Source organism: Brevundimonas sp. Leaf168 (assembly GCF_001423685.1).
GTDB classification, from domain to species: domain Bacteria; phylum Pseudomonadota; class Alphaproteobacteria; order Caulobacterales; family Caulobacteraceae; genus Brevundimonas; species Brevundimonas vesicularis_C.
Genome location: NZ_LMOY01000007.1, coordinates 350,654 through 377,405, shown reverse-complemented (window position 1 = coordinate 377,405; position 26,752 = coordinate 350,654). Strand labels below are relative to the sequence as shown.

General features: G+C 67.3%; 30 protein-coding genes, 1 tRNA gene and 1 riboswitch. Of the genes, 12 read left to right on the top strand and 19 right to left on the bottom strand.

The annotated features are described in order from the left end of the window. The first annotated feature begins 2 nt into the window (after window positions 1-2). The 4 genes from ASF81_RS06775 (at window position 3) to ASF81_RS06760 (ending at window position 1,703) form a co-directional block, all read left to right on the top strand. A complete protein-coding gene (locus ASF81_RS06775) occupies window positions 3-347 on the top strand; it encodes a hypothetical protein (RefSeq protein ID WP_045811565.1) in 345 nt (114 codons plus the stop codon). Window positions 348-351: 4 nt separating this feature from the next. Then, window positions 352-942: a response regulator gene (locus tag ASF81_RS06770; protein ID WP_045811566.1), complete on the top strand. Its 591-nt coding sequence runs from the start codon at window positions 352-354 to the stop codon at window positions 940-942. Beyond that, window positions 939-1,418, top strand: a complete 480-nt coding sequence (locus tag ASF81_RS06765; protein ID WP_055806615.1) for a hypothetical protein — start codon at window positions 939-941, stop codon at window positions 1,416-1,418. The genes ASF81_RS06770 and ASF81_RS06765 overlap by 4 nt, the downstream gene beginning before the upstream one ends. 208 nt (window positions 1,419-1,626) lie before the next feature. After that, a tRNA-Arg gene (locus ASF81_RS06760) sits at window positions 1,627-1,703 on the top strand. Between the two features lie 19 nt (window positions 1,704-1,722). On the opposite strand, the gene ASF81_RS06755 is transcribed toward ASF81_RS06760, so the two are convergent. The 11 genes from ASF81_RS06755 to ASF81_RS06715 all read right to left on the bottom strand — a co-directional run bounded on the left by ASF81_RS06755 (window position 1,723) and on the right by ASF81_RS06715 (window position 12,719). Beyond that, complete coding sequence (locus ASF81_RS06755) at window positions 1,723-2,253, bottom strand: 2'-5' RNA ligase family protein (RefSeq protein WP_055806612.1); 531 nt, start codon at window positions 2,251-2,253, stop codon at window positions 1,723-1,725. Window positions 2,254-2,255: 2 nt separating this feature from the next. Continuing rightward, complete coding sequence (locus ASF81_RS06750) at window positions 2,256-3,197, bottom strand: histone deacetylase (protein ID WP_055806609.1); 942 nt, start codon at window positions 3,195-3,197, stop codon at window positions 2,256-2,258. Window positions 3,198-3,271: 74 nt separating this feature from the next. After that, window positions 3,272-3,961 (bottom strand): response regulator, encoded by a 690-nt coding sequence (locus tag ASF81_RS06745; protein ID WP_055806606.1) that lies wholly within the window; start codon window positions 3,959-3,961, stop codon window positions 3,272-3,274. Continuing rightward, window positions 3,961-6,645 carry a sensor histidine kinase KdpD gene (locus ASF81_RS06740; protein WP_055806603.1) on the bottom strand — a complete coding sequence of 895 codons (2,685 nt, stop codon included), beginning with the start codon at window positions 6,643-6,645 and terminating at the stop codon, window positions 3,961-3,963. Before ASF81_RS06740 ends, ASF81_RS06745 begins: the two co-directional genes overlap by 1 nt. Next, the gene (gene kdpC / locus ASF81_RS06735) at window positions 6,646-7,224 is read right to left on the bottom strand and encodes a K(+)-transporting ATPase subunit C (protein WP_055806600.1); all 579 of its coding nucleotides are present in this window, start codon (window positions 7,222-7,224) and stop codon (window positions 6,646-6,648) included. It lies immediately after the preceding gene. A 10-nt stretch (window positions 7,225-7,234) separates the two neighbouring features. Continuing rightward, entirely contained in the window at window positions 7,235-7,951 is a 717-nt protein-coding gene (locus ASF81_RS06730) for a TorF family putative porin (protein WP_055806597.1), read from the bottom strand. Next, window positions 7,944-8,099: a hypothetical protein gene (locus tag ASF81_RS15010; protein ID WP_156363166.1), complete on the bottom strand. Its 156-nt coding sequence runs from the start codon at window positions 8,097-8,099 to the stop codon at window positions 7,944-7,946. Before ASF81_RS15010 ends, ASF81_RS06730 begins: the two co-directional genes overlap by 8 nt. Continuing rightward, window positions 8,099-10,165 carry a potassium-transporting ATPase subunit KdpB gene (gene kdpB / locus ASF81_RS06725; protein WP_055806594.1) on the bottom strand — a complete coding sequence of 689 codons (2,067 nt, stop codon included), beginning with the start codon at window positions 10,163-10,165 and terminating at the stop codon, window positions 8,099-8,101. Before kdpB ends, ASF81_RS15010 begins: the two co-directional genes overlap by 1 nt. An 18-nt stretch (window positions 10,166-10,183) precedes the next feature. Further along, complete coding sequence (kdpA, locus tag ASF81_RS06720) at window positions 10,184-11,893, bottom strand: potassium-transporting ATPase subunit KdpA (RefSeq protein WP_055806592.1); 1,710 nt, start codon at window positions 11,891-11,893, stop codon at window positions 10,184-10,186. Between the two features lie 18 nt (window positions 11,894-11,911). Further along, a complete protein-coding gene (locus ASF81_RS15640) occupies window positions 11,912-11,986 on the bottom strand; it encodes a potassium-transporting ATPase subunit F (protein WP_368731202.1) in 75 nt (24 codons plus the stop codon). Between the two features lie 367 nt (window positions 11,987-12,353). Continuing rightward, window positions 12,354-12,719, bottom strand: a complete 366-nt coding sequence (locus tag ASF81_RS06715) for a hypothetical protein (RefSeq protein ID WP_055806587.1) — start codon at window positions 12,717-12,719, stop codon at window positions 12,354-12,356. Window positions 12,720-12,947: 228 nt separating this feature from the next. Between ASF81_RS06715 and ASF81_RS06710 the strand changes: the two genes are divergently transcribed. From ASF81_RS06710 to ASF81_RS06700, 3 genes are read left to right on the top strand one after another with little or no spacing between them, the layout of a single operon-like run. Continuing rightward, the gene (locus ASF81_RS06710; protein ID WP_055806585.1) at window positions 12,948-13,283 is read left to right on the top strand and encodes a hypothetical protein; all 336 of its coding nucleotides are present in this window, start codon (window positions 12,948-12,950) and stop codon (window positions 13,281-13,283) included. Then, entirely contained in the window at window positions 13,283-13,963 is a 681-nt protein-coding gene (locus ASF81_RS06705; RefSeq protein WP_055806580.1) for a response regulator transcription factor, read from the top strand. Before ASF81_RS06710 ends, ASF81_RS06705 begins: the two co-directional genes overlap by 1 nt. Further along, complete coding sequence (locus ASF81_RS06700; protein WP_082503477.1) at window positions 13,960-15,417, top strand: sensor histidine kinase; 1,458 nt, start codon at window positions 13,960-13,962, stop codon at window positions 15,415-15,417. Before ASF81_RS06705 ends, ASF81_RS06700 begins: the two co-directional genes overlap by 4 nt. Here ASF81_RS06700 and ASF81_RS06695 read toward each other — a convergent pair. Together ASF81_RS06695 and ASF81_RS06690 are read right to left on the bottom strand one after the other, a co-directional pair. Continuing rightward, window positions 15,414-16,112 (bottom strand): Crp/Fnr family transcriptional regulator, encoded by a 699-nt coding sequence (locus ASF81_RS06695; RefSeq protein ID WP_055806578.1) that lies wholly within the window; start codon window positions 16,110-16,112, stop codon window positions 15,414-15,416. The genes ASF81_RS06700 and ASF81_RS06695 overlap by 4 nt on opposite strands. Before the next feature lie 125 nt (window positions 16,113-16,237). Next, on the bottom strand, window positions 16,238-16,420 hold the full coding sequence (locus ASF81_RS06690) for a hypothetical protein (protein ID WP_055806575.1): 183 nt from the start codon (window positions 16,418-16,420) through the stop codon (window positions 16,238-16,240). A gap of 128 nt (window positions 16,421-16,548) precedes the next feature. On the opposite strand from ASF81_RS06690, the gene ASF81_RS06685 reads away from it, so the two are divergent. Beyond that, window positions 16,549-17,406 (top strand): DUF1206 domain-containing protein, encoded by an 858-nt coding sequence (locus ASF81_RS06685; RefSeq protein WP_055807006.1) that lies wholly within the window; start codon window positions 16,549-16,551, stop codon window positions 17,404-17,406. 66 nt (window positions 17,407-17,472) lie between these two features. Further along, window positions 17,473-18,138, top strand: a complete 666-nt coding sequence (locus tag ASF81_RS06680) for a DsbA family oxidoreductase (RefSeq protein WP_055806572.1) — start codon at window positions 17,473-17,475, stop codon at window positions 18,136-18,138. 73 nt (window positions 18,139-18,211) lie between these two features. On the opposite strand, the gene ASF81_RS06675 is transcribed toward ASF81_RS06680, so the two are convergent. The 4 genes from ASF81_RS06675 to thiC all read right to left on the bottom strand — a co-directional run bounded on the left by ASF81_RS06675 (window position 18,212) and on the right by thiC (window position 22,994). Continuing rightward, window positions 18,212-19,105 carry a hypothetical protein gene (locus ASF81_RS06675; RefSeq protein WP_055806569.1) on the bottom strand — a complete coding sequence of 298 codons (894 nt, stop codon included), beginning with the start codon at window positions 19,103-19,105 and terminating at the stop codon, window positions 18,212-18,214. Between the two features lie 371 nt (window positions 19,106-19,476). After that, the gene (locus ASF81_RS06670; protein ID WP_162237579.1) at window positions 19,477-20,277 is read right to left on the bottom strand and encodes a DUF3037 domain-containing protein; all 801 of its coding nucleotides are present in this window, start codon (window positions 20,275-20,277) and stop codon (window positions 19,477-19,479) included. 10 nt (window positions 20,278-20,287) lie between these two features. Beyond that, the gene (locus ASF81_RS06665; protein ID WP_156363165.1) at window positions 20,288-21,064 is read right to left on the bottom strand and encodes a HipA family kinase; all 777 of its coding nucleotides are present in this window, start codon (window positions 21,062-21,064) and stop codon (window positions 20,288-20,290) included. Window positions 21,065-21,164: 100 nt separating this feature from the next. Next, window positions 21,165-22,994 carry a phosphomethylpyrimidine synthase ThiC gene (thiC, locus tag ASF81_RS06660; protein WP_082503487.1) on the bottom strand — a complete coding sequence of 610 codons (1,830 nt, stop codon included), beginning with the start codon at window positions 22,992-22,994 and terminating at the stop codon, window positions 21,165-21,167. Window positions 22,995-23,135: 141 nt separating this feature from the next. Then, window positions 23,136-23,245: riboswitch (TPP riboswitch) on the bottom strand. Between the two features lie 133 nt (window positions 23,246-23,378). Here thiC and ASF81_RS06650 point away from each other — a divergent pair. Further along, complete coding sequence (locus tag ASF81_RS06650; RefSeq protein WP_055806555.1) at window positions 23,379-23,786, top strand: BLUF domain-containing protein; 408 nt, start codon at window positions 23,379-23,381, stop codon at window positions 23,784-23,786. A gap of 7 nt (window positions 23,787-23,793) precedes the next feature. On the opposite strand, the gene ASF81_RS06645 is transcribed toward ASF81_RS06650, so the two are convergent. Further along, window positions 23,794-24,171: a hypothetical protein gene (locus tag ASF81_RS06645; RefSeq protein WP_055806553.1), complete on the bottom strand. Its 378-nt coding sequence runs from the start codon at window positions 24,169-24,171 to the stop codon at window positions 23,794-23,796. A 4-nt stretch (window positions 24,172-24,175) separates the two neighbouring features. After that, window positions 24,176-25,006 (bottom strand): TIGR02587 family membrane protein, encoded by an 831-nt coding sequence (locus ASF81_RS06640; protein ID WP_055806551.1) that lies wholly within the window; start codon window positions 25,004-25,006, stop codon window positions 24,176-24,178. 109 nt (window positions 25,007-25,115) lie between these two features. On the opposite strand from ASF81_RS06640, the gene ASF81_RS06635 reads away from it, so the two are divergent. Both ASF81_RS06635 and ASF81_RS06630 read left to right on the top strand, forming a co-directional pair. Next, window positions 25,116-25,646 carry a hypothetical protein gene (locus ASF81_RS06635; RefSeq protein ID WP_055806548.1) on the top strand — a complete coding sequence of 177 codons (531 nt, stop codon included), beginning with the start codon at window positions 25,116-25,118 and terminating at the stop codon, window positions 25,644-25,646. 95 nt (window positions 25,647-25,741) lie between these two features. Next, the gene (locus tag ASF81_RS06630; protein ID WP_055806546.1) at window positions 25,742-26,740 is read left to right on the top strand and encodes a D-cysteine desulfhydrase; all 999 of its coding nucleotides are present in this window, start codon (window positions 25,742-25,744) and stop codon (window positions 26,738-26,740) included. The last annotated feature ends 12 nt before the right edge of the window (window positions 26,741-26,752 follow it).

Genomic DNA, 26,752 nt, shown 5'->3' with positions numbered 1-26,752 from the left:
GCATGAGCGCCCCTCCCGAACACGCCGATCTGCTGGCCGCCGTCGCCGACGAGCTGATGCTGGTGCGCGAAGGCATCGACGGGATCGAGGCCCTGGTCAGCGATCTGGTCCGCCGCGCCCCGCCCGAGGAACGTCCCAACGCCCTGACCCAGGCCCAGGCCCTGGACGCCCTGACCCAGCGCCTCGAGGCTCTGTCCGGCGTCCTGCGCATGCTGGGCGGCGGCGCCAGCCCGTCCGAGGCCGTCAGCCGGCTGTCGCTGGCCGACATGGCCGGCCGCCTTCGTCCCGCCGCCGGCGAGCATCGCCCGCAATCGAACGCCGACGCCGGCGACCTCATGTTGTTCTGACGCCATGGCCAAGAGCGATCGGGTCAATCTGGCGCACACGACGGTCCTTCTGATCGACGACCAGCCCACGTCGCTGGATATGCTGGGTTCCATCGTCCAGGGCTTCGGCTGCAAGGAGCAGATCAAGTGCGCCTCGGCCCAGGCGGCCGTCGAACTGCTGGCGCGCCGCTCGGTCGATCTGATCCTGATCGACTGCATCATGCCGGACATGGACGGGTATGACTTCGTGCGCTGGCTGCGGCGCGACGCCCCCACCCCGACCCGTTATGTGCCCGTCATCATGATCCTGGGTCACGCCTCCCAGGCCAAGGTTCACCAGGGCCGCGACTGTGGCGCCAGCTTTATCGTCGCCAAACCTCTGTCGCCGTCTCTGCTGTTGAAACGGATCATCTGGCTGGGGGGCGAGGATCGGGATTTCGTCGAGTCCGAGCACTACATCGGCCCCGACCGCCGGGTGCACAACTACGGACCGCCTCCCGGCACCGATGGTCGTCGCGAAAGCGACCTGACCGGTGATCTGGGCGAGGCGGTCGAGGAAAACATGGATCAGGACGAGATCGACATGCTGATGAAGCCGATGAAGGTCAGCCTGTGACCGAACCTGTCGCCGCGCCCAAACCCTCCACCGTCCGCCGCGTCCACACCTCGCTCCAGCGTCAGATGGCGCGGCCGGGCGGCCGTCTGATCATCGAGGCCGAGTCGCGCGCCAACCAGGCGCTGGATGAACAGCGCGACCATGTCTTCACCCTGCTGACGGCCAACGTCGACGCCATCGAGGCCCTGTGCGCCACCCGCCCGCATGACGCTCCAGACCAAATCTACGCCTTCGCTTCCGCCATGGTCGACATGGCCGGCTATCTGGACGTCCCGACCTTCTTCGAGGCCGCCTTCAGCCTGTGCGAAATCGCCGACCGGATGAAGGGCGCCGGCGTCTGGTCCTGGCCGTCGGTCGAGGTCCACGTCCGCGCGCTTCGCCTGACCCTGGCCGCACAGGGCCAGACCAGCGCCGATTCCGACCGCCTTCTGGAGGGCCTGCGCGCCCTGACCGCCCACGTTCCGCCGATCGGTTAACGGCCGTTCCGTTCTGGCGGAACAAGGGCGAAACGAATCAGGACCGAATCGCTGACATCGCCCGTTTCGTCTTTTGTTCACCGCGACATCTTGTAGGTTAAGACCCCTTAACCACAAACGCCCGAGCCGCCACTTGCCGCCCCGCCGCCGGACTTTTTCGCCGCCCCGACTTCCCCCCGCCGCCCTGACCCGCTACGGCGTCGGGCGTGGCCCCGTAGCTCAGCTGCATAGAGCAAGGCTTTCCTAAAGCCGAGGTCGCAGGTTGGAGTCCTGCCGGGGTCGCCATCGCACTGTCGGGTGCATTCTAATCGTCGAGGGTCAGATTGCCCTCGAAAAGAATCCGATCAATCGCCTCCCACGGGCCGCCTAGGTAGCGCCAGACGAGCAGGCCTTCAGCGTGAATGTCGAAGGGTTCGAACTCCAGCTGAAGCTGCTCAAGCAGCTGTTTGGCGTCTGCGGGCTCGACCTTGTTCTGGATCGTGATGTGCGGTCGGAACGGGGCCTGGTCCTGGCGGGTTAGCCAGGGCGAAAAGGCCTCCGCGAGTTGTCTACGCAGTCGGTCCAGATCGGCGGACGCCAGGCGGTAGGCCACGCCACGCCCCAGGGGCCACGGGCCGCGCACATCGAGGCGGATGGGCGCCTGGCGTCGGCACGCCGACTTCAGCGTCTCCAACACGAAGTCTTCCTGCGCGCCGGGGAGGGCGTGGAACAGGGTCAGATGGGCCGGGACGACGTTGCGGTGGCGGGGAAAGTGCGCCTGACGCAAGCCGTCGAACCAGTCGAAGGCGCCGTCGTCCAGGGCTGCGGTGATGATGAGCGGCGGCGGGTCTGCCACGCTCAAGCCTCCCGCCGAGCCAGATCGCGCTGCCAAGCCTGGGCGGCCGCGCGGTGGAGTGTCGCGTGGCGGCGCGCCAGACGATCAATATCGTGGTCGTATCCACCGCCGATGACTCCGACGAGCGGCGCGACCGCCAGACAGGTTTCCAGCACATAGGCGTCGCGCTCAGCCAATCCCTCGTCGCTCAGCGACAGCCGCCCAAGCCGGTCGCTTTCGTGCGGATCGACGCCGGCGACGTAGAAGACGAGATCCGGCGTAACGCGTTGAAGCAGGTCGGGCAGAACGTCTTTGAGCCGGGCGACATAGGCCGCGTCGCCGGTTCCGTCGGGCAGGTCGATATCCAGATCGCTGGGCCCCCTCCGCACCGGAAAGTTCTTTTCGCCATGCATGGAAAAGGTGAAGACGCGGGGCTCGTGCTCGAAGATGAAGGCGGTTCCATCGCCCTGGTGGACGTCCAGATCGACCACCAGGACCGGTCCGACCTCGCCATTATCGATCAGGGCTCGCGCGGCCACGCCGACGTCGTTGAAGACGCAGAAACCGGCGCCGCCCATCGGGCCGGCGTGATGGCTGCCGCCAGCCGTGTTGCAGGCGAGGCCATGGCGAAGGGCGAGACGGGCCGCCGTCAGCGTGCCGCCGACGGCGGCCTGCGTGCGTTCGACGACGCTTTGGGTGATCGGCAAGCCGATGACCCGTTCGACCTTCGGCGGAACGCGGGTGTCCAGTACCTGGCGCACATAATCAGGATCATGCACGGCGGCGAGCAGGGAATAATCCGCAGGTTCGGGCTCCCACAGCCCCTCCGGTCCGATCAGCCCTTCCTCTCTCAGCACCTCCACCAAGCGCGCATACTTCTGCATCGGAAAGCGATGACCCGATGGCAGTTCGGCGCTGTAGGCCGGGTGATAGACGATCGGGGGGAGGGGGCCTGGTTCAGACATGGGTTCCGCAGACAACGCGCCGGCCTTTATGAGGCTGCATCGGAAAAGACAGTCGAAACCTCTCGTCGAAGGGCTCAGTCCGCCAGTCGGTACCCCACGCCCGGTTCGGTCACGAGAAGGACGGGCTGGGCCGGATCGGCTTCCAGCTTGTGCCGGAGCTGGCCCACGACGACGCGCAGATATTGAACGTCATCGGCGTGGCCGGCGCCCCAGATGGTCTTGAGCAGGTCGGCATGACCCAGGACCTTGCCGGCGTTGCGGGCGAGGTAGGCCAGGACGTCGTATTCCTTGGGGCGCAGCTTCACCCGCTCGCCGGCGCGGGTGACGATGCGGCGGTCCAGGTCGATGACGACATCGCCGGCCGTAACCACCCCGCCCGCGACCGGCCTCAGCGCGCCCTGACGCAGACCTGCCCGGATGCGCGCCAGCAGTTCGCCGACGCCAAACGGCTTTTCGACATAGTCGTTGGCGCCCAGGTCCAGGGCCGTGATCTTCTCGGCCTCGCGGTCGCGGGCGGACAGGACGATGATCGGCCCCTGATAGAAGTCGCGCGCCCGCGTCAGAACATCCTTGCCGTCCATGTCGGGCAGGCCGAGGTCCAGAACCACGGCGTCGGGGCTCCACAGGGCGATGGCGCGCAGGCCCTCCTGACCGCTGTCGGCGCGGCGGGGTTCATAGCCGGCGGCGTCCAGGGCAGGCGCCAGGAAGCGGTGGATCTGCGGCTCGTCGTCGATGACCAGAACCTGGGGGCGAACGGCGGACATCACAGCAGATCCGGGTGGGTGGCGATGGACTTGGGCAGGCTGATCAGGATGCGGGTGCCGCGCTTGCCGTCGGCGTCGTCCTGGATCGGGCTGGCGGCGGCGATACGGCCGCGCATGGCCTCGACGAACCCCTTGGCGATGGCCAGGCCCAAACCCGCCCCCTTGGCGCGATCGGTGGACTCCTCCATGCGGCGGAATTTGTCGAACACCCGTTCCAGCTCGGCGGTCGGGATGCCGCGTCCCTCGTCCTCGATGGAGATGACGACCGCGCCGCGATCCTCATAGGCGGCCAGTTCGATGGTCGTGCCGTCGGGACTGTAGGCGATGGCGTTTTCCAGGATGTTGACCACGGCCTGTTCCAGCAGACCCGGATCGGCCTCGATCATGCTGAGCTGAGCCGGAAAATCGCGCGTGACCTTGCGGTGGCCCAGGCGGCGGGACACCCGGTCGGCGGCGGCGTTCAGGATGTCGCGCACATCGCTCCAGTCGGTGCGCACGTTCAGGCCGCCGCCCTCCAGCCGGGTCATGTCCAAGAGGTCGCCGACATAGCGAGACAGGCGTTCGGCCTCCTCGCGGATGCTGAGCAGCAGGTCGTCGCGGACCTCGGGCTTCAGGGTTGCGCCATAGTCGATCAGGGTCGTCGCCGAGCCCAGGACGGTGGACAGGGGCGTGCGCAGGTCGTGGCTGACCGAGTTCATCAAGGCCGCGCGGAAACGATCGGCGCGGCGCAGGGTCTCGGTCTCCAGCGCCTGACCGGCCAGATCGGCGCGCTCCAGCGCCACGGCGCCCTGGTCCAGCAGGGCCATGGCCAGACGTTCCTCGTCCGAGCCCGCCGCCACGGCCGAGGCATCGATGCCCGCCACGCCGGCCCGGCCGCGCACGCCCTGCAAGGGCTGAAACCGCCAGTGAGTCTGCGGCAGGGTGCCGGTGCCGTGGCCCGTCACCTCGCCGTGGGTCCAGGCCCAGCGGGCGGCGGCCATGGCGTCGGGGGCCAGGGTCACGCCCTCGGGGCTGGCCGCCGTCAGTACGATGTCCTCGCCGTCGGGCAGAAGGACGACGGCGCCCGCTCCGGCGGCGGCTGACGCCTGTTCGGCCAGGCTGCGGGCCGTGGTCGCACGATCCTGGCCCGCCGACAGGGTCTGGCTGGCGGCCAGCAGGGCCGAGACGGCGGCGGCGCGCCGCTGGGCGGCTCTGGCCTGTTCGCGCACCCGCCCCGCCAGGGCGCCTGTGCCCAGGGCCACGCCCCAGAAAAGGACCAAGGTCAGGAAGTCGGTCGGCGAACCGATCAGGAAGCTGTAGCGCGGCTGAAGGAACAGGAAGTTGTAGGTCAAAAAGGCCAGGGTCGCCGCCGCCAGCGCAGGCCGCAGACCGTTCAGCACCCCCGCCGCCACCACCGCCGCCAGATAAATGACGCCCAGATCGACCCGCTCGAACCGGGTGTCCAGCAACAGGGCTGCGCCCGTCGCCGCCAGGACGAACCCCGCCCCGGCCGGATAACCGCGCCAGTCCAGCGCCGCCCGGACGCCCGACTTGGCCGCCGATTCGGGCACGGCCAGATCGCCCTCGGTCACGACGTGGACGGCGACGCCCTGGGCCTTGCGGAGCAGTTCGGTCGCCAGGGCCCGGCCGGTCCATTCGGCGAACCGCCCGCCGCGCGTCTTGCCGATGACGATCTGGGTGACGTTGTTGCGGTGGGCGTGATCCAGCACGGCGCGCACCACGTCGTCGCCGCTGATGGTCACGGGCCGCCCGCCCAGTTGTTCGGCCAGTTTGAAAGCCTCGGACAATCGTCCCGCCGACCGGGCGTCGGCGCGTGATCCGCTGGGCCGCTCGACATGGGCGACCGACCATGGGGCGTCCATCATCATGTCCGACATCCGCCGACCGGTCCGCACCAGGGAGGCGGTCATGGCGTCGCCGCCGACCAGAACCAGGATCCGCTCGTTCGCCGCCCACGGCCCTGATACGCCCCGTTCGCGCAGGTGGGTCAGAAGCTGGTCGTCCACCGTCTGGGCCGCGCGCCGCAGGGCCAGTTCGCGCAGGGCCGTCAGGTTCTCGATCTTGAAGAAGTTCTCGGACGCCAGCCGCGCCGTCTCGGGCACATAGACCTTGCCCTCGGCCAGACGCGCCCGCAGGTCCTCGGGCGTGATGTCGATGACCTCGATGTCGTCGGCGCCGGTCAAGACGCTGTCGGGCACCGCCTCGCGCTGGCGTACGCCGGTGATGCGCAAAATGACGTCGGACAGGCTTTCCAGATGCTGGATATTCAGCGTGGTCCAGACGTCGATGCCGGCGTCGCGTAGTTCCTCCACGTCCTGCCAGCGCTTGGGATGGCGCGAACCGGGCGCGTTGGAGTGGGCGTATTCGTCGACCAGCAACAGTTCGGGCCGTCGCGCCAGGGCGCCGTCGAGGTCGAACTCCATCAAGGCGCGGTCGCGGTGTTCAATGGGCGCGCGCGGCATGACGTCGAGCCCGCGCAGCAGGCTCATCGTCTCCTTGCGGCCGTGGGTCTCGACCACGCCGACGACGACGTCCAGACCCTCGGCCTTTCGACGGCGCGCGGCGCGGAGCATCTCATAGGTCTTGCCCACGCCGGGCGACATGCCCAGAAACACCTTCAGCCGCCCGCGCTTGCGGCGCGGAGCGGCTGAACTCGCGGGCGTTTCGGGCGCCGTTTCGGGCAATCAGCCCTCCGCGCCGAAGCGGGCGTCCAGCGCGCGGTTGGTCATCAGCACATTGACGTGCGGCTGGCCGATGAAGCCGAGGAAGGCCCCCTCGATGTGCGCGTCGATGATGCTCTGGACCTGCTGCACGGAAACGCCTCTGGCGCGGGCGATCCGCGCGGCCTGAAGCCGAGCGTAGGCCGGAGACACGTCCGGGTCGAGACCGGAACCCGAGGTCGTCACCGCATCGGCGGGGATGATACCCGGACCGTCCTCAGCGCGGATGGCCTGGGCGCTTTCGGCGACGCGGGCGGCCAGGTCCGGGTTCAGCGGCCCCATGTTGGAGCCGGACGAGGCGGCGGCGTCATAGCCGTCGCCCGCCGCCGACGGGCGCGGATGCAGATAGGTCGCGCCAACGAAAGGCTGGCCGATCAGGGACGAGCCGACGACCTGCCCGCCGGCGTCGCGCACCAGGCTGCCGTTGGCTTGGTCCGGGAAGGCGACCTGGGCGATGCCGGTGACGACCAGCGGATAGGCCAGGCCCAGCAGCAGGGTGAACAAGGCCGTCATGACGAGGGCCGGGCGAAGTTGGTTGACCATGGCCGTCGCCTCAGAAGGTCGCCTTCAGCGTGGCTACGGCGCGTGCGCCGTAGATGTCGCCGAAGTCGTGTTGATCGGTGTCGTGATAACGCAGGTCCACCGCCAGATTGTCGGTCAGCTGATAGGCCGCGCCCAGGTTCCAGGTGGTGTAGTCCAGGTCCGACGACACCCACTGACGGCCGACGGCGCCCGAGAGGGTCCATTTGTCGGCAGGGCTGACCGCGCCGTTGACCTCGGCATAGGTCGCCTCGTCCTCGGCCGCGCCGAAGAAGTCGGGCGAATAATAGACGGCGGCGCCCAGGGTGGCCGGGCCAAAGGCGCGCGAAGCGGCGGCTTTGAACTCGACATAGTCATAGTCGGCGCCGTCGGGCTGGCCAGCGTAGAGATAGCCGATCACCCCGAAGTCCAGCGCATAGCCGGCGACCTCGGGCCGATAGCCGGCATACAGATCGACCTCGGCGTCCGTGTCGTCGCCGAAATCGACGTTGGAGGCCCAGCCGCCGGCGTAGAAGCCGTTCCTGGTCAGATCGACGCCGGCCGAAAGGGCGGGGTTTTCCTGGGTCTGGCTGACACCGCGAAAGACGTAGTCGGAGGTGACGGCGACGTTAGCCGACACGTCCTGGGCCTTGGCTTCGCTGCACAGGCCCAGACCGGCGAGACCGACGATACAGGCGGCGGCGAACCAGGCGTCGTTGCGGCCCGAGGCGTTGGAGAAGGATTTACGCATTGGGTTTCTCTATTCGAACAGGATGAATGGCCATGGGGTTGGAGCGGGTGCGCGGATCGGTCTGCTGCAGCGTCGCCACGCCCCACATCACGGCGATGACCAGCACCGCCACGACGAGTTGCAGGATGCGAGAGACCTCCCGACGCATCACGCCAGACCCAGGCCGGAGATGAGCAGGTCGATCAGCTTGATGCCGACGAACGGGGCGATCAGGCCGCCCAGGCCGTAGATCAGCAGGTTGCGACCCAGAAGCGCGCCGGCGCCGATGGCCCGGTATTTGACGCCCTTCAGCGCCAGCGGGATCAGGGCGACGATGACCAGGGCGTTGAAGATCACCGCCGACAGGATGGCGCTCTCAGGGCTGTGCAGACGCATGACGTTCAGCGCGCCGAGCGATGGCAGGGCGACCACGAACATCGCCGGGATGATGGCGAAATATTTGGCCACGTCGTTGGCGACCGAGAAGGTCGTCAGGGCGCCGCGCGTGATCAGCAGTTGCTTGCCGACCTCGACGATCTCGATGACCTTGGTCGGGTCGCTGTCCAGATCGACCATGTTGCCGGCCTCGCGCGCGGCCTGGGCGCCGGTCTGCATGGCCACGCCGACATCGGCCTGGGCCAGGGCCGGGGCGTCGTTGGCCCCGTCGCCGCACATGGCGACCAGACGACCCTTGGCCTGTTCGGCCTTGATCAGGCGCATCTTGTCCTCGGGCGTGGCCTCGGCGAGGTAGTCGTCCACCCCGGCTTCGGAAGCGATGGCTGCGGCCGTCACCGGATTGTCGCCGGTGATCATCACGGTGCGCAGGCCCATCCGGCGCAGGTCGGCGAAGCGCGCCTTCACGCCCGGCTTGACCACGTCCTTCAGATGGATGACGCCGACCAGGGCGCCGTTCTGGGTCACGGCCAGGGGCGTGCCGCCCGAACGGGCGATCCGGTCCACAGCCTGGCGGAACTCGCCCGGGGCCGAACCGTCCGTCAGGTTCAGATCCTTCAGCACCGCATCGACCGCGCCCTTGCGCCAGCTGTCCTTGCCGACGTCCAGGCCCGACTGGCGGGTGACGGCGGTGAAGGGAATGGCGACGGCGCCGGCCGGCTGATCGACCGAGACGCCGGCGTTGCGGCCCAGCTCGACGATGGAGCGGCCCTCGGGCGTCTCGTCGGCGAGCGACGCCATGACGGCGGCGGCCAGGGCGGCCTCGGGGCGCACGCCCGGAACCGGGATGACTTCGGTCGCCATGCGGTTGCCGAAGGTGATGGTGCCGGTCTTGTCGAGCAGCAGGGTGTCGACGTCGCCTGCCGCCTCCACCGCACGGCCCGAGGTGGCCAGCACGTTCACCTTCAGCAACCGGTCCATGCCGGCGATGCCGACGGCGGACAGCAGGCCCCCGATCGTGGTCGGGATCAGGGTGATGAACAGGGCGCCCAGCACCATCGGGTCCAGATCGACGCCGGAATAGGCGCCCAGGCCCACCAGGGTCACGACCGCGATCAGGAAGATCAGGGTCAGGCCGGCCAGCAGCACGGCCAGGGCCAGCTCGTTCGGCGTCTTCCTGCGGTCCGCGCCCTCGACCATGGCGATCATGCGGTCGAGGAAGGTCGAGCCGGGCTTGGCGGTGATGCGCACCTTGATCCAGTCCGAGACGACGGTGGTGCCGCCGGTCACGGCGGACCGGTCGCCGCCGCTTTCGCGGATAACCGGGGCGCTCTCGCCGGTGATAGCGGCCTCGTTGACCGAGGCGACGCCCTCGATGATTTCGCCGTCCGAGGCGATCACGTCGCCGGCTTCGACCAGGATGATCGACCCGACCTCAAGCTCCGAAGCATTGGTGGGGACCACGCTGCCGGTCTTCGGATCGACGATCAGCTTGGCCTTGGTCGTGACGCGGGTGGCGCGCAGCGAATCGGCCGCCGCCTTGCCCCGCCCTTCAGCGATGCTTTCGGCGACATTGGCGAACAGGACCGTGGCCCATAGCCACAGCGCCAGCTGTACCGCAAAGCCCGCTGACTGACCGCTCGCGATGGCCGCAGCCGCCGAGAGCGTGGACAGAAGCGCCACGATCCAGGTGGTGAAGATGACCGGATTGTTGATCAGCTTTACAGGGTTCAACTTGACGAAGGCGTCGCCAACCGCGCGTCCGATCATCTGTCCCGAGAGGCCGCCCGCGAGAGGCGACGCACGGCCGCCCTCGCGGGGATCCAGAGTTACTTGTGTCATGTCAGGATGTCCGAAGGATCAGGCGCCGGCGACCGCCGCGAGCACCTGGAAGTGCTCGACGATCGGTCCCAGGGCGAGGGCGGGCAGGAACTGCAGGCCGCCGAGGATGAGGATCACGCCGATCAGCAGGCCGATGAACAGGCCGTTGTCGGTCGGCAGGGTGCCGGGGCTGGGCGCCAGCTTGGGCTTGACCACCAGACTGCCGGCGATGGCCAGGACGGCGACGGCCGGAATGAACCGCCCGAACAGCATGCCCAGACCCAGGGTCGTGTTCCACCAGGGGGCGTTGGCGGTCAGACCCGCAAAGGCCGAGCCGTTGTTCGCCGCCGCCGAGGTGTAGGCGTAGAGGATCTCCGACAACCCGTGCGGCCCCTTGTTCAGCAGGCCCGCAAGCGCCGTCGGGAAGACGGCTGAGATCGCCGAGAACCCCAGCACCGCCAGCGGCAGGATCAGCACCGCGATCATGGCGAACTGGATCTCGCGCGCCTCGATCTTCTTGCCCAGATATTCCGGCGTCCGCCCGACCATGAGGCCGGCGACGAAGACCGACAGCAGGGCCATCACCACCATGATGGCGATGCCCGAACCGATCCCGCCCGGCAAGATCTCGCCCAACTGCATCAGGAACATTTGCAAGGCTCCGCCCAGCGGCATGTAGCTGGCGTGCATCGAGTTGACCGAGCCGTTCGAGGCGCCGGTCGTGACGACGGACCAGACGGTGGAGGCGGGCGCGCTGAAGCGGACCTCCTTGCCCTCCATATTGACCGAGGCGTCCACTTGGGCGGCGACCAGGGATGGGGCCGGCTGGGTCTCGATCACATACATGGCCGCGCTGGCGGCGCTCAGCAGGATCAGGGCGGCCGCCGCCAGGGCGCGGATGTCGCGTCCCGCCATGGCGGTGCGACCGAAGGCGAAGAAGGCCGCCCAGCCCATGACGTTGATCGCCACGGCGGTCAGCAGATTGGTGATGGCGTTCGGGTTCTCGAACGGATGGGCGCCGTTGACGTTGAAGACGCCGCCGCCGTTGATGCCCAGCTGTTTGATCGCCACCTGGCTGGCCGCCGGGAACAGCGGCAAGGTCTGGGATCCGCCCTCGACGCCGGTCGCCGTCACATGGGCCGCCAGGCTCTGAACGATGCCGAGAGCCGACAGGGCCACGGCCAGGATCAGGGCGGCGGGCAGCAGGACATAAAGGGTCGTGCGTGTCAGGTCGGCCCAGAAGTTGCCGACGCCCTCGCCGCGATTGGCGACGAAGGCCCGCGCCAGGGCCGCCGCGATCGTCGCGCCCGTCGCCGCCGAGACGAAGTTCTGCACAGTCAGGCCGACCATCTGGGTGAAGGTCGACAGGGTCGCCTCCCCGCCATAGCTCTGCCAGTTGGTGTTGGTCACGAAGCTGACGGCGGTGTTGAAGGCCAGATGCGGCGACACGCCCGCGAACCCTTGCGGGTTCAGCGGCAGCACGCCCTGCAGACGCAAGATCGCGTACAGCAGGACAAAGCCCGCCAGATTGAAGGCCAAAAGGGCGCCGGCGTATCCCAGCCAGCCCTGGCTGCGTTTCGGATCGACGCCTGCCGCGCCGTAGAAGACGGCCTCGACCGGCTTCAGCACCGGATCCAGCCAGGTCCGCTCGCCATTCCAGACGCGCGACATATAAACGCCGATGGGCCAGCCGAGCATTACGGCCAGCCCAAGGGTCAGGGCGATCTCGCCCCATCCTTGAATGTTCATGATTTTAGTCCCGGTCCCTTAGAACCGCTCGGGCCGCAGCAGCGCCGCGACCATGTATACGGCGACGACCAGCGCCCCCGCCCCCCAGAGCATGGCGATCATCGTCACACCCGTTTCAACGCTGTGGCCAGCAAGGCGAAGACGGCGAACGCCCCCGCACCCACCGCCAGAAAAATCACATCGGCCAATCCGGCCTCCTCGCTCAAGTTCGAGCGGGGAACAGACCACCGGGCGGCATAATGGCGCGATGCGAGTCCGGGCCGCCGACCTAAAGGATTCATAAAACTAAGGAAGCTGGGTCGGTCGCAGCGCTGGCGACATTTGAAGCGCCCGCAACCCGACCTTCTGAAGCAAGGGCGTGCTTGAGGATGCGCCGCGCAGCGCCCGGCCGTTTGGCTTCAGATCAAATAAGAAAAGCGCGGCCTTGCGGCCGCGCTTCCAGGTGTCTTCGTCGAGATGATCAGCCCCGACGGTTGTCGTAATCGCGGCGTTCATAGCGGATCTGGGCCGAGAGGCGGTCGAAGCGACGGTCCAGGTCCTGGCGTTCCCAGGCGGTCAGGCCGCCGCGGCGGTAGTTGGCTTCCAGGCGCAGCAGGCTGTTGAACTCTCCGCGCAGACGGGTGGCCTCGCGGCGGCTCAGTTGGCCATTGCGGTAGCCCTGGTCGATGCGGCGGTCCAGGTTGGCCTGGCGGGCGTTGATCGACTGCCACGAGCCATAGCTGGCGTGGTGGGGCGGTGCCGGGCGGTGGTGATAGGATTGAGCGAAGGACGGCGCGGCGACCGAGGCGGCGGCCAGGGCGATGGCGGGGACGATGAGCTTGCGCATGGCGATCTCCTCAAATGTTCTGCCGGTCGGGGTGACCAGCGATGAGGCGATTTGAGCACCCGGCGACTGAGCCGGTTCTGAACAGGATCGATCAGGTTCGGTTCATCTGGATGAAAAAGACGTCAGGACGCCGTCTTCAGGATTGGTCGCCGGTTTGGAGCAGCGTTCGCTTTAAACTATACGACGTATTCAGCGCCCGTTCAGATGATCGGGACTAGATCGGTCACCATGTTTCGTAAACCCGCCCCTCTCCTGATCGCCCCTCCGGCCCTGGCCCTGGCTCTCGGTCTGGCCTTCGCGCCCGTCATGACGACGTCGGCGCAGGCCCAGTCGCGCGATCAGGACCAGCGCTCGCAGGACCGTGGTCCGCGCGTCAGTCCCGACGAGGCCCGTCGTCGTGGCGGCGAGGCCGGCGGCGGTCGCCCCATCGACACCCAACCGCGCCGCGACGGCAACTATTCCGTCCTGGTCGAACGCGACGGACGCGTGCGGGAGGTCGTGGTCGACGGCCAGACCGGACAGGCGCGTCCTGACAACAACAATCAACGTCGCAGGCCGAACTGATGCGCGTGCTTCTTGTCGAGGACGATGCGGATCTGTCGCGTCAGCTTAGGGCGGCGCTGGGCGACGCAGGTTATGCCGTGGATCATGCGCCGGACGGCGAGGAAGCTCATTATCTGGGCGAGAACGAGCCTTATGACGTCATCGTCCTTGATCTGGGCCTGCCCAAGATCGACGGCGTGTCGGTGCTGGAGCGCTGGCGGCGCGAGGGCAAGACGACGCCGGTCCTGATCCTGACGGCGCGCGGCGCCTGGTCGGACAAGGTGGCGGGCTTCGACGCCGGCGCTGACGACTATCTGACCAAGCCCTTCCATACCGAGGAGCTGCTGGCGCGTCTGCGGGCGCTGCTGCGCCGCTCGGCGGGCATCGCCTCGGCGACCCTGTCGTGCGGCGGCTTGCGGCTGGATCCCCGCGCAGCGCGGGCCAGCGTCAATGGCGAGCCCCTGCGCCTGACCTCGCTGGAATACCGGCTGTTGCACTACATGATGATGCATCAGGGGCGCGTCATCAGCCGCACCGAACTGGTCGAACACCTCTACGACCAAGACTTCGACCGCGATTCCAACACCATCGAGGTCTTCATCGGCCGGGTGCGCAAGAAGGTCGGATCGGATCGGATCGAGACCGTGCGTGGTCTCGGCTATCGGCTGACGCCGCTGGCGGGCGAATCCGACCCGGCGTGACCGAGGCGACGGCTTCGAAACCCAACGCCGACGGGCTCCACGACTGGGGGCGCTGGTTCGGTCGCCCCGGTCGCTCTTTGACCCGCCGGCTGATCTGGCTGGCCTCGGCTTGGATCGTGGTCGCTCTGGTCATTTCAGCGCTGGTGCTGACCCAGGCCTTTCAGGAATCCGCCCTGCGGCGTCTGGGCGCCATGCTGAATGAGACGATCGACGAGATCGTGGTCGGCGCCAGCCGCACGCCGCAGGGTGAAGCCATTCCGCAGATCCAGGACGCCAGAACTCTGCGGCTGCTGTCGGGCAAATACTGGCAGATCATGGAGGTTCGCCCCGACGGACAGCTGGTCAGCCTGGCGCGTTCGACCTCGCTGTGGCGCTATGACCTGGCACTGCCCGCCGACCTGCCCGCGCGCCTGGATGCGGCCTTCGGCGACGTCATCACCTTCAACACCACCGGCCCCAAGGACGACGCCGAGACGCGCGAGCCGCTGCGCGTCGCCGCCAGCATGAAGTCCATTCCCCGGCACGAACATCCGGTCATCTTCATCGCGGCGCTGGATCGTTCCGACGTCGACGCCGACACGCGCCAGTTCGCGCGCGTGACCTGGATCGCCTTTCTGATCCTGGGGCTGGGACTGGTATCGGCGGTGTTCATCCAGGTGCGCATCGGCCTGCGTCCCCTGTTCGACCTTCGCAACGAGATCGCGGACGTACGCAAGGGCAAGTCCGCCCGGATCGGTCGCTCCTATCCTCAGGAAATCCAGCCCCTGGCCGAGCAGGTGAACCGCCTGCTGGATCACAATCAGGAGGTCGTGGATCGCCAGCGCACCCACGTCGGCAATCTGGCCCATGCGCTGAAGACGCCGATCTCCGTCATGCTGGCCGAGGCGGGGACGAGCGAGGGCGATCTGCCAGAGCTGGTGCGACGCCAGACCAAGATCATGCAGGGCCAGGTCGATCACCACCTGCGCCGCGCCCGCGCCGCCGCCCGCGCCGCTCACGGTCTGGGCGAGACGACGCCCGTCGCCGAGGTGCTGGACGAGTTGGCGGTGATGATCGAACAGGTGTTCCGCGACAAGAACGTCGAGATCGACTGGCGCGCCCCAGACAGCCTGTCCTTCCTGGGCGAGCGTCAGGATTTGCAGGAAATCCTGGGCAATCTGATCGAAAACGCCGCCAAGTTCTCCAGGCGCCGGGTGCGCGTCTCCGCGGGCGGCAGCGGCCTGGGCCAGATGATCCTGGTGGTCGAAGACGACGGAACGGGCCTGCCAGCGGATCAGCGCGATACGGTCATGCAGCGCGGCGCGCGGCTGGACGAAAGCGCGCCGGGGTCGGGCCTGGGCCTGTCGATCGTGGACGACCTGACGCGCGCCTACGGCGGGCGGCTGATGCTGTCGGACAGCGACATGGGCGGGTTGAAGGCGGTGCTCGAACTGCCGGCCGCCCAGGTCGACTAGGCCTGCCGGTCTCCGCCCCGGCGGTAGCATTCGCAGGCCGCCCGTTCCAAGGCGGCGCGATCAAGCACCGTGATCCGGCCGCGCGAATAGGCGATGGCTCCCGCCTTTTGAAGCCCCTGCGCCGCCTCGTTCACCGTGGTCCGCTGCGAGCCCAGCATGGAGGCCAGATACTCCTGCGTCAGGTTCAGGGTGTCGCCCTCGACCCGGTCGTGGCAGCGCAGCAGCCATTTGGCGAACCGCTGCCCGGCGTGGTGCAGAGCGTTGCAAGCGGCCGACTGCTCCAACTCGCCCTGAAGTCGGGCCATGTATTCGGCGACGGCGTCACGAACGCCCGGCCGTTGAGCCGACAGGGCGCGGAACTTGGCGGCGTCCACCCGGCGCGCCGTCCCGGCGACCTGGGCCACGCTGCGGGTGTGGGCATGGTGCGGCACGACCGAGGCGACGACGCCCAGCACGCCTTCGCGCCCGATCATGACAGTCTCCACGGTGCGGCCGTCTTCCAGCACCGCGACCGAGGAGCAGAAGCCGCTGTCGATGAAATGCAGATGTTCGATAGCGTCGTCAGGCTCGCTGAACACATGGCCGGGCGCGAATTCCACCGGAGTGGCGATGGCGAGGAGAGCGTCGCGATCGTCGGGGTTCAGCCCTTGGATCAATCGGTTGCCAGGCGAGAGGCGGTTCATAAGTTCGCGCATAAGGCGATCTGAGCGCGGCGTCTGTCGAAACTCGACACAGCGTTGCTATATGTCACGCGGCTTTCTGGGGAAAAGTCGTGTCTTTACCGCGTTGTGTACGCGATCGGGCAGAGCGCAGTCGAGGCTCAGCGGGTGACGCGGCCGACCAGACGCCCGGCTTCCAGCACTTCGACACCCGCGCAGGAGGCATGGCGGGCCAGCTGCGATCGCGCGGCTTCCAGCGCCGTGGCGTCATCGGCGCCGTCGAAGAAGTCGAGCAGCGGACGGCGATCCGCCTCGTCGAAGAAGTGAAACTCGTAGATGTTCAAGCGAACGGCTCCCAACGATGCGAACCGTAGCGGCATACGCCCGGCGGTGTCTGTCGGATGTCGACACAGCGACAAGCGGAGCCTTTGCCTCGGCCGGGGCGTTAGGGCGGCCTGACGTGGGAGACATCATGAACGCCGCCAAGACCCTTCGCCTGCCGCCGCTGGCGACCCTAATCGAATGGGCGGCGCGGGTCGGCTATGGGGCGCGAGGCTTCGTTTACCTGTCGGCTGGAGCGCTGACCCTGCTGGCGGCGACGGACCGGATCGGCGATGCGGTGGGGACCAGCGGGGCGGCGGGCTGGCTGGCCGAGCAGCCGTTCGGCAAGGTCTGGCTGGTGCTGCTGGGACTGGGCCTGTGGGCCTTCGTCGGCTGGCGGGTGTTGCAGGCGGTGTTCGACGCGGATCACGAGGGCAGCGACCTGAAGGGCTGGACGACCCGGGCGGGTCAGGCGGTCAGCGGTCTGTTCTACGGCGTGCTAGCGTCGGGGGTGTTCGAATATCTGGACGAGTTCGGCGAGGCGACGAACGCCTCGGCGGCCCAGGCCGAGAGCGTAGCCGAGAACCAGGAGAAGGCGGCCATGCTGCTGGGGATGCCGTTCGGCGAGGTGCTGCTGATCGGGGCCGGGCTGGTGGTGCTGGGCGTCGGCGTGGGCAATATCGTCAGGGCCATCCGCGACGACTTCGACGACGCCCTGGCCTGCCCCAAGGCCTTCTGCGGCACGGCGACGGCGCTGGCGCGGGCGGGCTATGCGGCGCGCGGGTTCGCCTATCTGCCCTTGGGCGTGTTCGTGGTTCTGGCGGGGCTGCATGCGCGCTCGGGCGAGGTGACGACGACGGCGGCGGCGCTGGACGCGCTGGAGGCCCAGCCGGGCGGATCGTGGATCCTGGGGCTGACGGCGGCGGGGCTGATGGCCTTCGGCGCCTTCGCCTTCGTGGAGGCGCGCTGGCGCCGGATACGCCCGCCACGGGATTTGAGCCTGGGCTGAGACTTGTCGCGCGGCGCGGCGTCGCCATATCCTTATGCAACACACGCTGTTCCAGAAGGCCGCGCCATGAACGCTCCGCTCAAGACCCTGAAGATCGACTTCGTCTCCGACGTCGTCTGCCCCTGGTGCGTGGTGGGGCTGGGCGGGCTGGACACGGCCCTGGACGCCCTGAAGGACGAGGGGATCGCCGCCGACATCGCCTTTCAGCCGTTTGAGCTGAACCCCCAGATCGCGCCCGAGGGCGAGAACATCGTCGAACACATCGGCCGCAAATACGGCGCGTCGCCTGAGCAGTCCGCCGCCAACCGCGCCATGATCCGCGAGCGGGCGGGCGAGGTGGGCTTCGACATGCGCATGACCGACGACAGCCGCATCTGGAACACCTTCGACGCCCACCGGCTGCTGCACTGGGCGCACGAGACGGCGCCGGACAGGCAGAAGGCCCTGAAACAGGCGCTGTTCACCGCCCACTTCACCGAGAACAAGAACCTGACCGACGCCGGGGTCCTGACCACCGCCGCCGAAAAGGCCGGGCTGGACCGGGCCGAGGCGGGCGAGGTGCTGGCCTCGGGCCGCTACGCCCAGGCCGTGCGCCAGGCCGAAGACCTGTGGCGCGCACGCGGCATCACCTCGGTCCCGACCGTGGTGGTCGAGGGCAAATATCTGATCTCGGGCGGCCAGCCGGCCTCGGTGTTCGAAGAGGCCCTGCGCAAGATCGCGTCGGAGGTGTGAGGGGGGTGAATGGTGAGTGGTGAATCGTGAAAAGAGGCGCGCCTACTCACCAATCACCCCTCACGACTCACCTTCAGCCCGGCGGTTCGGCTTTAGACGCCGCCCCCGCAAAAACACCGTCTATTTCGTCTAAGTCGTCTGATCTCGGGGCCGGTTTCAGGTCGTCGAGCGCCTCGAGGCGGGCCATCAGGGCGTCGCGGCCGGCGTAGTCGCCGCGTTTGAGGGCGCAGGCTTCGCGGGCGATCTGGCCGACCTGTTCGGCGACGGCGGCGGCGCGTTCGCCCAGGTCGGGTTCCTTGGCCTGGGTCTGGGGTTGGGCCGGGGGCTTGGCAGGCGGCGGCGCGGGCGGGGAAGGCGGCGGGGCGGCCGCCATCCGGGTCAGGTCGGCGTGCAGCCGCACCCAGCGCGCGGCCTCCAGCGCGCGCCCGGCCTGAAGCGCCCGGTTCAGCCGCACCAGGGCGTGGGCCGCCATGGCCCCATAGTCGGGCAATCCGTCGGCCGTCTCGGCCTCCAGGTCGATCGGCTCGCGCAACGGATCGGGCTGATCCTCGCGCCGCCAGCCCTCGTCCCTGGCGCGGGCGCGAAAGGTGCTGACCGCCATGCCATAGACGGCGCTGACCTCCTCGGCCGTCGACCCCGCGAGATAGGCCGTGCCCGCCGCCTCCCACGCCTCTTTCGACAGGCGGCGATAGCCCCGGTTCTGCACCCGGTCGGCCGCGCGCGCGGCGGGGTCCGAGGTGACCAGATCGGGCAGCCGCAACAGGTGCATCGGCAGGCCGTGCGCGCGCCAGAAGGCCGCCTCGGCCTCGGGCGAGGAATCGTGATGCAGGGCGTCCCGATACGTCTGCTCCAGGCCCGCCTCGCGCAGGATGCGGATCTGATCCAGCGCCTGCTGGGTCATCGCATCGTAAAACGGATCGCGCGGCCCCTCGAACCCGCCGTCGTCATAGCTGTGGTCGTCGTCCATCCCATCCCCGGCCTGTCGCCCCGCGCCCGACACAGGACGCCCCGCCAGTCTAAGGCCGCTCCGAAGCGTGATAGGGTGGAGGCCGTCAATTTCGCGAAAGGCGAGGGATTTCAACGGCCGGGGCAGGGACGTCGTGCATAGGTAGGCGGGCTAGCTGTGCATTCCCTGCCTTTCGTCATTCCGGGCGAAGTCCAAGGAAGACCTGGAATGCCCCTGCGTCGAAGGCGATGTGGTCCGGACGAGGTGGTTGAGATTATGTGGTGTAGGCATTTCGCCCGACGGCACCGTTGGGCCCGGCGAGGAGGACGACGGTGGGAATTTGGAGACGAACTCCAATCCAAAAACTAGAAACGTTGCCGTGCGTAAGGCCGCTAGCCGTGAAGAGCAGCATTCTCGCGGATGTCATCGAGCAATGGGTCTAGGCTGTCCAAACGGTAAAGTCGGACGTGGTTCTCTTCAAGAAGATCACCCACAGCGTCGTAAAACTTATCCTCGTGCCTCGAGAAATCTCCAACGACAATCAAGCGCTTTCTATCTGGAGAGTTCTCAAAATGCTTCCAAAGGAGGCCGCCCTCAATAGCCCGGCGGCCAGTTTCTTTCATATCCTCCGAAGGGTTTCCGGAAATCCTGACCCCGTCGATAAGATTGTATGCCCCATTCTGATAACCGAAGGGTGCGTTAATCTGAATTCCTGCTTCCGGAATGTTTACTGCGGGAGGATTGTCCAAATACTGAACGATGCGTTTGGCGATAAACGCATTGCGCATACGCGTCGAAATACGCGCAGCCTTTTTCTTCGGCTCTTCATCTCCCACGAGGATCTTGAATAGATGCTGAAGTTGCTGCTCGGGGTCGTCCACTGCGACGGACCTCAACTCCGAGATCCGAAAATCATTTGCGAGCTTCCGAGACAGTTCATCGAGCGACTCAACCGAGCGACGCCGAGCAAACTCCATTTTAATTCGATTGCCAAATCCACGCTTTTCTTCTTCGAAACGTGCCTTCGGTATACCCTCAAAGATGCGTTCCATGCGTGCACTACCCTTCGCTATTGCCACATCAGCGAAGTCTAGAGCGGGGACGACGAGCAGAACGCCGAAGTTCAAGAACTCTTGGCGCTCTGGTTGCGGACTATATTGGAGCAGGGCGTAATAGCCAGAATGTCGCATCATCGTCCTCCTCTTAAACATCCAAGCCCAGTTGGGCGACCAATGTGCGAGGCGCTTCCCGCGAGACCAACTGCGCTCGGAAAATGATCACTTCGGCGAGCATGTTTCGTTCGCCGACCGTAATCCCCCATTCTTGGGGAATGGATTGCACTACCTGCCTGACAAAGGCGTCGTCAATCTGACCGAGCCGGGCGGCCTCCTCATGGAGATTGGTGTTTTCCAAGAATGGCGGAAATTCCGGAAAGAAGCCGTAAATGCGCTCGTCTGTTTGAACGTCGGGGTCGCCAATATCGGTCGTAAGCTCACCGTCTGTGAAGCAGTGAGTGTGGTCAATCGCGACGACATCATACGCTTTTCCTGCGGGGGCAAACGTGAGGTTTTCATAGTTGGGCGAGGGGTCAAGCGCATCCAGCGGCGGGCAACGATCCACATTCCGAACCCAAGTGTCGAACAGCACCAACTTAGCGAGGTCTTGAGGTCGTCGCAGCCTGCTTAAATACGTGTCAGTGCCATCAGCCGTCCGCAACTCTACCGTGCGCGAGGCGAACGCAGGCCCTCGCTGCACGACGCCAAGGCTCTTTAGGGGAAGCTCGAGATCATCGACTTGGACGATTGCAAAATCGGGGACCTTGAGGCCGAACCATGTCGCCAGTTCCGCGCAAACAAGCTCCGAGATAAGGCTACCGAGCCCTGCTGGATTACCCATTCCCTTTACGAATGCCAGACCTTCGTCCGTCGAAACTTCAGAAACACGCGTGCTCGTTTCTAGGGTCTGAACAACGCGATCCAAGCGTGTCGGCTGCCACCTTTGCCCACAGAAAGCCATACACTCGTCCAGCCCACCTAATATCTCCACGCTATGTGATCGTTGAGCGCGCAGCAACCTTGAGTCACACCTTCACCTCCACCACCCCGCCGCCGGCGCGGAACTTCGCGCTCATTTCGGCCATGCCGGCTTCGGCTTCCGACAGGGAGGCGCCGGCGTCGTTCTGGGCGGCGGCGGCGTTGCGGATGTCCTGGCTGATCTTCATCGAGCAGAACTTGGGACCGCACATGGAGCAGAAGTGGGCGGTCTTGTGGGCCTCCTTGGGCAGGGTGGCGTCGTGGTATTTGCGGGCGGTTTCGGGGTCCAGGCCCAGGTTGAACTGATCCTCCCAGCGGAACTCGAACCGGGCGCGTGACAGGGCGTCGTCGTGGGCGCGAGCGGCGGGGTGGCCCTTGGCCAGGTCGGCGGCGTGGGCGGCGATCTTGTAGGTGATGACGCCGTCCTTGACGTCCTGACGATCCGGCAGGCCCAGGTGCTCCTTGGGCGTGACGTAGCAGAGCATGGCCGTGCCGAACCAGCCGATCATGGCCGCCCCGATCGCGGATGTGATGTGGTCGTAGCCCGGCGCGATGTCGGTGGTCAGCGGGCCAAGCGTATAGAAGGGCGCCTCGTGGCAGTGCTTCAGCTGCTCGTCCATATTCTGTTTGATCTTGTGCATCGGCACGTGGCCGGGGCCCTCGATCATGACCTGGCAGCCCTTGGCCCAGGCGATCTTGGTCAGTTCGCCCAGGGTGCGCAGCTCGGCGAACTGGGCCTCGTCATTGGCGTCGGCGATGGAGCCGGGGCGCAGGCCGTCGCCCAGGCTGAAGCTGACATCATAGGCGCGCATGATGTCGCAGATGTCCTCGAAATGCTCGTAGAGGAAGCTCTCCTTGTGGTGGGCCAGGCACCACTTGGCCATGATGGAGCCGCCTCTGCTGACGATGCCCGTCACCCGCTTGGCCGTCATCGGCACGAAGGGCAGGCGCACGCCCGCGTGGATGGTGAAATAGTCCACGCCCTGTTCCGCCTGTTCGATCAGGGTGTCGCGGAACACCTCCCACGTCAGGTCCTCGGCGACGCCGTTCACCTTCTCCAGCGCCTGATAGATCGGGACGGTGCCGATGGGGACGCTGGAGTTGCGGATGATCCAGTCGCGGATGTTGTGGATGTTGCGGCCCGTCGACAGGTCCATGACGTTGTCGGCGCCCCAGCGGGTGGCCCAGACCAGCTTGTCGACCTCGTCGTCCACGGAGCTGAGAACGGCCGAGTTGCCGATGTTGGCGTTGATCTTCACCAGGAAATTGCGGCCGATGATCATCGGCTCGACCTCGGGGTGGTTGATGTTGTGCGGGATGATGGCGCGGCCGCGGGCGATCTCCTGCCGGACGAATTCGGGCGTCACGAAGTCGGGGATGGCGGCGCCGAAGTCCTCGCCGTCGCGGATGCAGGGGCTGTTCTGCTCGCGGCGCAGATTCTCGCGGATGGCGACATATTCCATCTCTGGCGTGATGATGCCGGCCTGGGCGTATTCGTACTGGGTGACCGGGCGGCCCTCGACGCCCTTGAAGACGCGGTGGTGGGAGGTGTCGAAGCGCGGGGCCAGATGGCGGCCGGACGCATGGCCGTTGTCCTCGGGCTTGACCTCGCGCGGATTGGCGACCGGCGCGATGTCGCCGCGATCCCGCTGCCAGCTGGATTTGACGTGGGGCAGGCCCTTCTTGATGTCGATCGTGACGGTCGGGTCGGTGTAGGGGCCCGATGAATCATAGATGGTCACCGGCGGCTCGTTGGCGGATGCGTGGACGGCGACCTCGCGGAAGGGGACGCGGATGTCGGGATAGAGCTCGCCGGCGACATAGACCTTGCGGCTGCCGGCCCGTTCGCCGGTCGGGATGGTTCCGGTCTCGCGCATGACCTCCTCGCGGGCGTCTTTCAGAGCCAACTCGACATTGGGCTCTTCGGGCAGGGCGGGCGGGGTGACTTGGATGTTCATGGCGGCCTCAAACGGTTTGAGGTCCGCCGACGTCGGGCGCGAGGGGTCCTGTGACGTCAGGACCGATAGCGTTACTCATCCCTTCGCCGGCATGACCCGGATCAGGTTCGACGGGTCAGAGGAGAAACCTCTATCTCAGCCGCTCGATTGCGACCCCCCGGAGAACGCGTGCAGGCTAACCCGCGTCGCGGCGGATGTCGAGTTGTCCGAAACCGCACATAAGTCCTTGTAGGCGCGGCGGATTTATTGGGCTATGCGCAAAGCTTGGGCCGGATGCCGGCGTCGGCGGAGTGAAACGAGGATATGAGCCTGAACCTGGAACGCGTCCTCTACACCAGCCGCGCGCGGGGCAATGCCGACAGCCTTATGATGCAGGTGGACATCCTGGCCACCTCGCAGCGGAACAATGCGCGCGACGGCCTGACCGGCGCGCTGCTGATCCACGACGGGCGGTTCCTGCAGGTGCTGGAGGGCGCGGCGCAGGATCTGGACCGGCTGATGACGCGGCTGGCGGGCGATCCGCGTCATGACGAGGTGGTGGTGATCGAGCGCAAGCCGATCCCGGCGCGCGGCTTTTCCGGCTGGGCCATGGCCAGCGTGCGCGTGACCCCGGCGCTGGAAGAGACGCTGCGGGCCACGGTGGACGGCGCCGGCGCGCCCCAGCAGACGGTCGAGCGGATGCAGGACGCGGTGCTGGCCCAGGCGGCCTGAACGCCCTCTAGGGCGCCGACCAGCCCTTGACCGAGACGGCCGCCGCGCGCGGATCGGCGTCGAAGCGGAGGTAGGCCTTGGCGTGGCCGTGGCCGGGGACGTAGTCCAGGCTGGCGGTCGCGGTCTGGTCGCCCAGAACCCCTTCGATATCCACTGCGGCGGCGGTGTCGTCGCCGTCGTTCTGGACACGGACGGTCGCGACCTGGCCTGCGGTCGTGACGTCCACGGCGACGATGCGGGCGCTGAGCGCGGGCGGGGCTGTGGGCTGGAGCGCCTCCCACACCACGATGCCGATGGCGGTCAGGGTGATGACGGCGCCGAGCAAGGCCATGCCCCATTGCAACAGAGGGCGGGTCGACGCGGCGGGCTTCTTCTTCGTGGGCATGGGGTCAGACCAACAGACGGGCGGCGGCGGCGCCGATGGCGGCGGGGAAGCCCAGGACGACCATGGTCTGGACCACGCCGGCGACGGCATGGCCGTCGGTGCGCCCGAACAGGAACAGGGTGAACAGGCTGACGGCCAGGGCGATGGCATAGCCGGGCAAGGTGAAATGCAGGAAGGCCTTGAGCGGATGATCGGCCTCTTCCTGACCGGCGAAGCCCGCCTTGAAGACGATCAGGTGGAGCAGAAGGATGGAGACGGCGATCAGGGCCAGGATGTGGGCGGGCGTGGCCTTGTAGGCGATCAGGATCATCTCCTCGGTCGGGGCGACGTTCAGCGCGAAGAACAGGGCTCCGGCCGCCATCAGGAACAGTTCTCCGAAATAGGAGGCCTGATCTTCATCGGTGTCGCCCCCGCCGTCCCCGCTGAGCTGACGCCGGGCCAGAAGCGCGCCCATGGCGCCGGGAATGGCCTGAAGCGCGACCATGCCCAGGCCCTCGCGCGGCGGCGCGTCCCATTCGACGACGCCGAACAGGATCAGCAGCACCGAGGCGGTGATGAAGCCGACCGCCAGGGCCACGGCGGTGTCCAGCGCATCGTTGACCGGCCCACGTCGCTTGGAGAAGCCGGCGTAATAGGCCAGGCCGTAAAGCAGCGGCAGGCCGGCGACGATGAAGGTCAGCAACCGCCAGCGGTCCATGATCACGCCCTGCGCCCACATCTCCATCGTCATCAACAGCGGGATGTTGAACACCAGGGCGCCGGCGAAGGCGCGCCCCAGATCGCGGACATAGGCGCGCTCGCGTTGCAGATCCAAAGGGGGCGCGGCGGCGGTCATGCGGCGGCAACGCTTGGACGCCGGCTTAGCTCCGGACCACTTGTCGAACGACGTTCAGGCGGCGTTCATTCGCAGCCAAGCTTGGTGTCAGCTCTAGGGAGAGGGAACGATGAAACAGATCAAGACGACCGCCGTGATCGCGGTTCTGGCGTGCGCGGGCTTGACGGCCTGCGCCTCGGTGGATGTCGGCGGCGCGCCGATGGCCCTGTCGCCCTCCATGGCCGAGCAGGCGCGGATCGGCAGCGTCACAACCACGACCGGCTGGCTGGACGCCGAGGACGACTTCGCCGACACCTTCAACGACGAGGTGCTGAACGAAATGGGGCTGTGCGCCGGCGGCCGGCATCGGCTGAACCTGAGCATCCAGGTCGAGGCGCTGAGCCGGGCGCCGCGCCTGGCCATTCTGGCCGGCGATCGCGCCGAACACCGGATGCGGGCGACGGCGGAACTGCGCGATCCGGCGCAGGGTGGTCAGGTGGTCGGGCGTTATCCGCTGGTCGTGACGGTGGATGCGGGGGCCGGGGTGCTGAACGCCTTGATGGATCGCCAGGCGGTCACGTCCCACGCCTTCGCCCAGGCCCTGTGCGACGCCGCCTTCGTCGCGCCGACGCGTGTGGCCGAGGCCGGCGCGCCGGGCTGAGGTCGAGGGCGGAGCGTAGGGGCCGCCAGCTTGGGTCCGGCGCTTTTGAATGTCACGGGCGCGGGCTATCAAGGCGGCGAACAGGAAACCGTCCCATGCATCTCGCCCGTTTCGCCCGCATCCGCCTGGCCCATCTGCCGACGCCGCTGGAGCCGCTGCCCCGCCTGTCGGAAGAGCTGGGCCTGGATCTGTGGATCAAGCGCGACGACTGCACCGGCCTGGCCGGCGGCGGCAACAAGACCCGCAAGCTGGAGTTCCTGCTGGGCGCGGCGTTCGAAGAAGACGCCGACACCCTGGTGACGCAAGGGGCGGTGCAGTCGAACCATGTGCGCCAGACGGCGGCGGCGGCGGCGGCCCACGGTCTGGCGTGCGAGATCATTCTGGAAGAGCGGACGGGGTCCAAGGCGACGGACTATGTCGGCAACGGCAACGTGCTGCTGGACCGGCTGTTCGGCGCGACCCTGCGCACCGTGCCGGGCGGGACGGACATGGTCGCCGAGCTGGAGAAGACGGCGGCCGAGGTGCGGGCGCGGGGCGGCAAGCCCTATGTCATTCCCGGCGGCGGATCGAACCCTACGGGTGCTTTGGGCTATGTCGATTGCGCGCGCGAGATCGTGATCCAGGCCGATGAGATGGATCTGGAGGTCCACCGCATCGTGACGGCGACGGGCAGCGCGGGCACCCACGCGGGCCTGGTCGCCGGGCTGGCGGTCATGGGGGCGGACATTCCCGTGCTGGGCATCGGGGTGCGGGCGCCCAAGGAGAGGCAGGAGGCGAACGTCTTCAAACTGGCCGAGGAGACGGCCGCCCTGCTGGGGCAGCCGGGACGGGTGACGCGCGAGCAGGTCGTCGCCGACTGCGACTATGTGGGCGAGGGCTATGGCCTGATCGACCAGGGGGTGATCGACGCCTTGACCCTGGCCGCGCGTCTGGACGGGATCGTGCTGGACCCGGTCTATTCCGGCAAGGCGATGAAGGGGCTGGTCGCCCTGGCGCGCGCCGGCCGGTTCAAGGGCGAGACGGTGGTGTTCCTGCACACCGGCGGGGCGCAGGGGCTGTTCGGCTATCAGACCGAGATCGAAGGCGCGCTGTAGAGGCGGCGCGCG

What these genes read in the sequence shown, in the direction of transcription:
- ASF81_RS06775 (WP_045811565.1), top strand. Translation starts at nt 3, where the DNA reads ATGAGCGCCCCTCCCGAACACGCCGATCTGCTGGCCGCCGTCGCCGAC.
- ASF81_RS06770 (WP_045811566.1), top strand. Translation starts at nt 352, where the DNA reads ATGGCCAAGAGCGATCGGGTCAATCTGGCGCACACGACGGTCCTTCTG.
- ASF81_RS06750 (WP_055806609.1), bottom strand. Translation starts at nt 3,197, where the DNA reads ATGTCTGAACCAGGCCCCCTCCCCCCGATCGTCTATCACCCGGCCTAC.
- ASF81_RS06745 (WP_055806606.1), bottom strand. Translation starts at nt 3,961, where the DNA reads ATGTCCGCCGTTCGCCCCCAGGTTCTGGTCATCGACGACGAGCCGCAG.
- kdpC (WP_055806600.1), bottom strand. Translation starts at nt 7,224, where the DNA reads ATGGTCAACCAACTTCGCCCGGCCCTCGTCATGACGGCCTTGTTCACC.
- ASF81_RS06730 (WP_055806597.1), bottom strand. Translation starts at nt 7,951, where the DNA reads ATGCGTAAATCCTTCTCCAACGCCTCGGGCCGCAACGACGCCTGGTTC.
- ASF81_RS15010 (WP_156363166.1), bottom strand. Translation starts at nt 8,099, where the DNA reads ATGCGTCGGGAGGTCTCTCGCATCCTGCAACTCGTCGTGGCGGTGCTG.
- kdpB (WP_055806594.1), bottom strand. Translation starts at nt 10,165, where the DNA reads ATGACACAAGTAACTCTGGATCCCCGCGAGGGCGGCCGTGCGTCGCCT.
- kdpA (WP_055806592.1), bottom strand. Translation starts at nt 11,893, where the DNA reads ATGAACATTCAAGGATGGGGCGAGATCGCCCTGACCCTTGGGCTGGCC.
- ASF81_RS06715 (WP_055806587.1), bottom strand. Translation starts at nt 12,719, where the DNA reads ATGCGCAAGCTCATCGTCCCCGCCATCGCCCTGGCCGCCGCCTCGGTC.
- ASF81_RS06710 (WP_055806585.1), top strand. Translation starts at nt 12,948, where the DNA reads ATGTTTCGTAAACCCGCCCCTCTCCTGATCGCCCCTCCGGCCCTGGCC.
- ASF81_RS06705 (WP_055806580.1), top strand. Translation starts at nt 13,283, where the DNA reads ATGCGCGTGCTTCTTGTCGAGGACGATGCGGATCTGTCGCGTCAGCTT.
- ASF81_RS06695 (WP_055806578.1), bottom strand. Translation starts at nt 16,112, where the DNA reads ATGCGCGAACTTATGAACCGCCTCTCGCCTGGCAACCGATTGATCCAA.
- ASF81_RS06685 (WP_055807006.1), top strand. Translation starts at nt 16,549, where the DNA reads ATGAACGCCGCCAAGACCCTTCGCCTGCCGCCGCTGGCGACCCTAATC.
- ASF81_RS06680 (WP_055806572.1), top strand. Translation starts at nt 17,473, where the DNA reads ATGAACGCTCCGCTCAAGACCCTGAAGATCGACTTCGTCTCCGACGTC.
- ASF81_RS06675 (WP_055806569.1), bottom strand. Translation starts at nt 19,105, where the DNA reads ATGGACGACGACCACAGCTATGACGACGGCGGGTTCGAGGGGCCGCGC.
- ASF81_RS06670 (WP_162237579.1), bottom strand. Translation starts at nt 20,277, where the DNA reads ATGATGCGACATTCTGGCTATTACGCCCTGCTCCAATATAGTCCGCAA.
- thiC (WP_082503487.1), bottom strand. Translation starts at nt 22,994, where the DNA reads ATGCGCGAGACCGGAACCATCCCGACCGGCGAACGGGCCGGCAGCCGC.
- ASF81_RS06650 (WP_055806555.1), top strand. Translation starts at nt 23,379, where the DNA reads ATGAGCCTGAACCTGGAACGCGTCCTCTACACCAGCCGCGCGCGGGGC.
- ASF81_RS06645 (WP_055806553.1), bottom strand. Translation starts at nt 24,171, where the DNA reads ATGCCCACGAAGAAGAAGCCCGCCGCGTCGACCCGCCCTCTGTTGCAA.
- ASF81_RS06640 (WP_055806551.1), bottom strand. Translation starts at nt 25,006, where the DNA reads ATGACCGCCGCCGCGCCCCCTTTGGATCTGCAACGCGAGCGCGCCTAT.
- ASF81_RS06635 (WP_055806548.1), top strand. Translation starts at nt 25,116, where the DNA reads ATGAAACAGATCAAGACGACCGCCGTGATCGCGGTTCTGGCGTGCGCG.
- ASF81_RS06630 (WP_055806546.1), top strand. Translation starts at nt 25,742, where the DNA reads ATGCATCTCGCCCGTTTCGCCCGCATCCGCCTGGCCCATCTGCCGACG.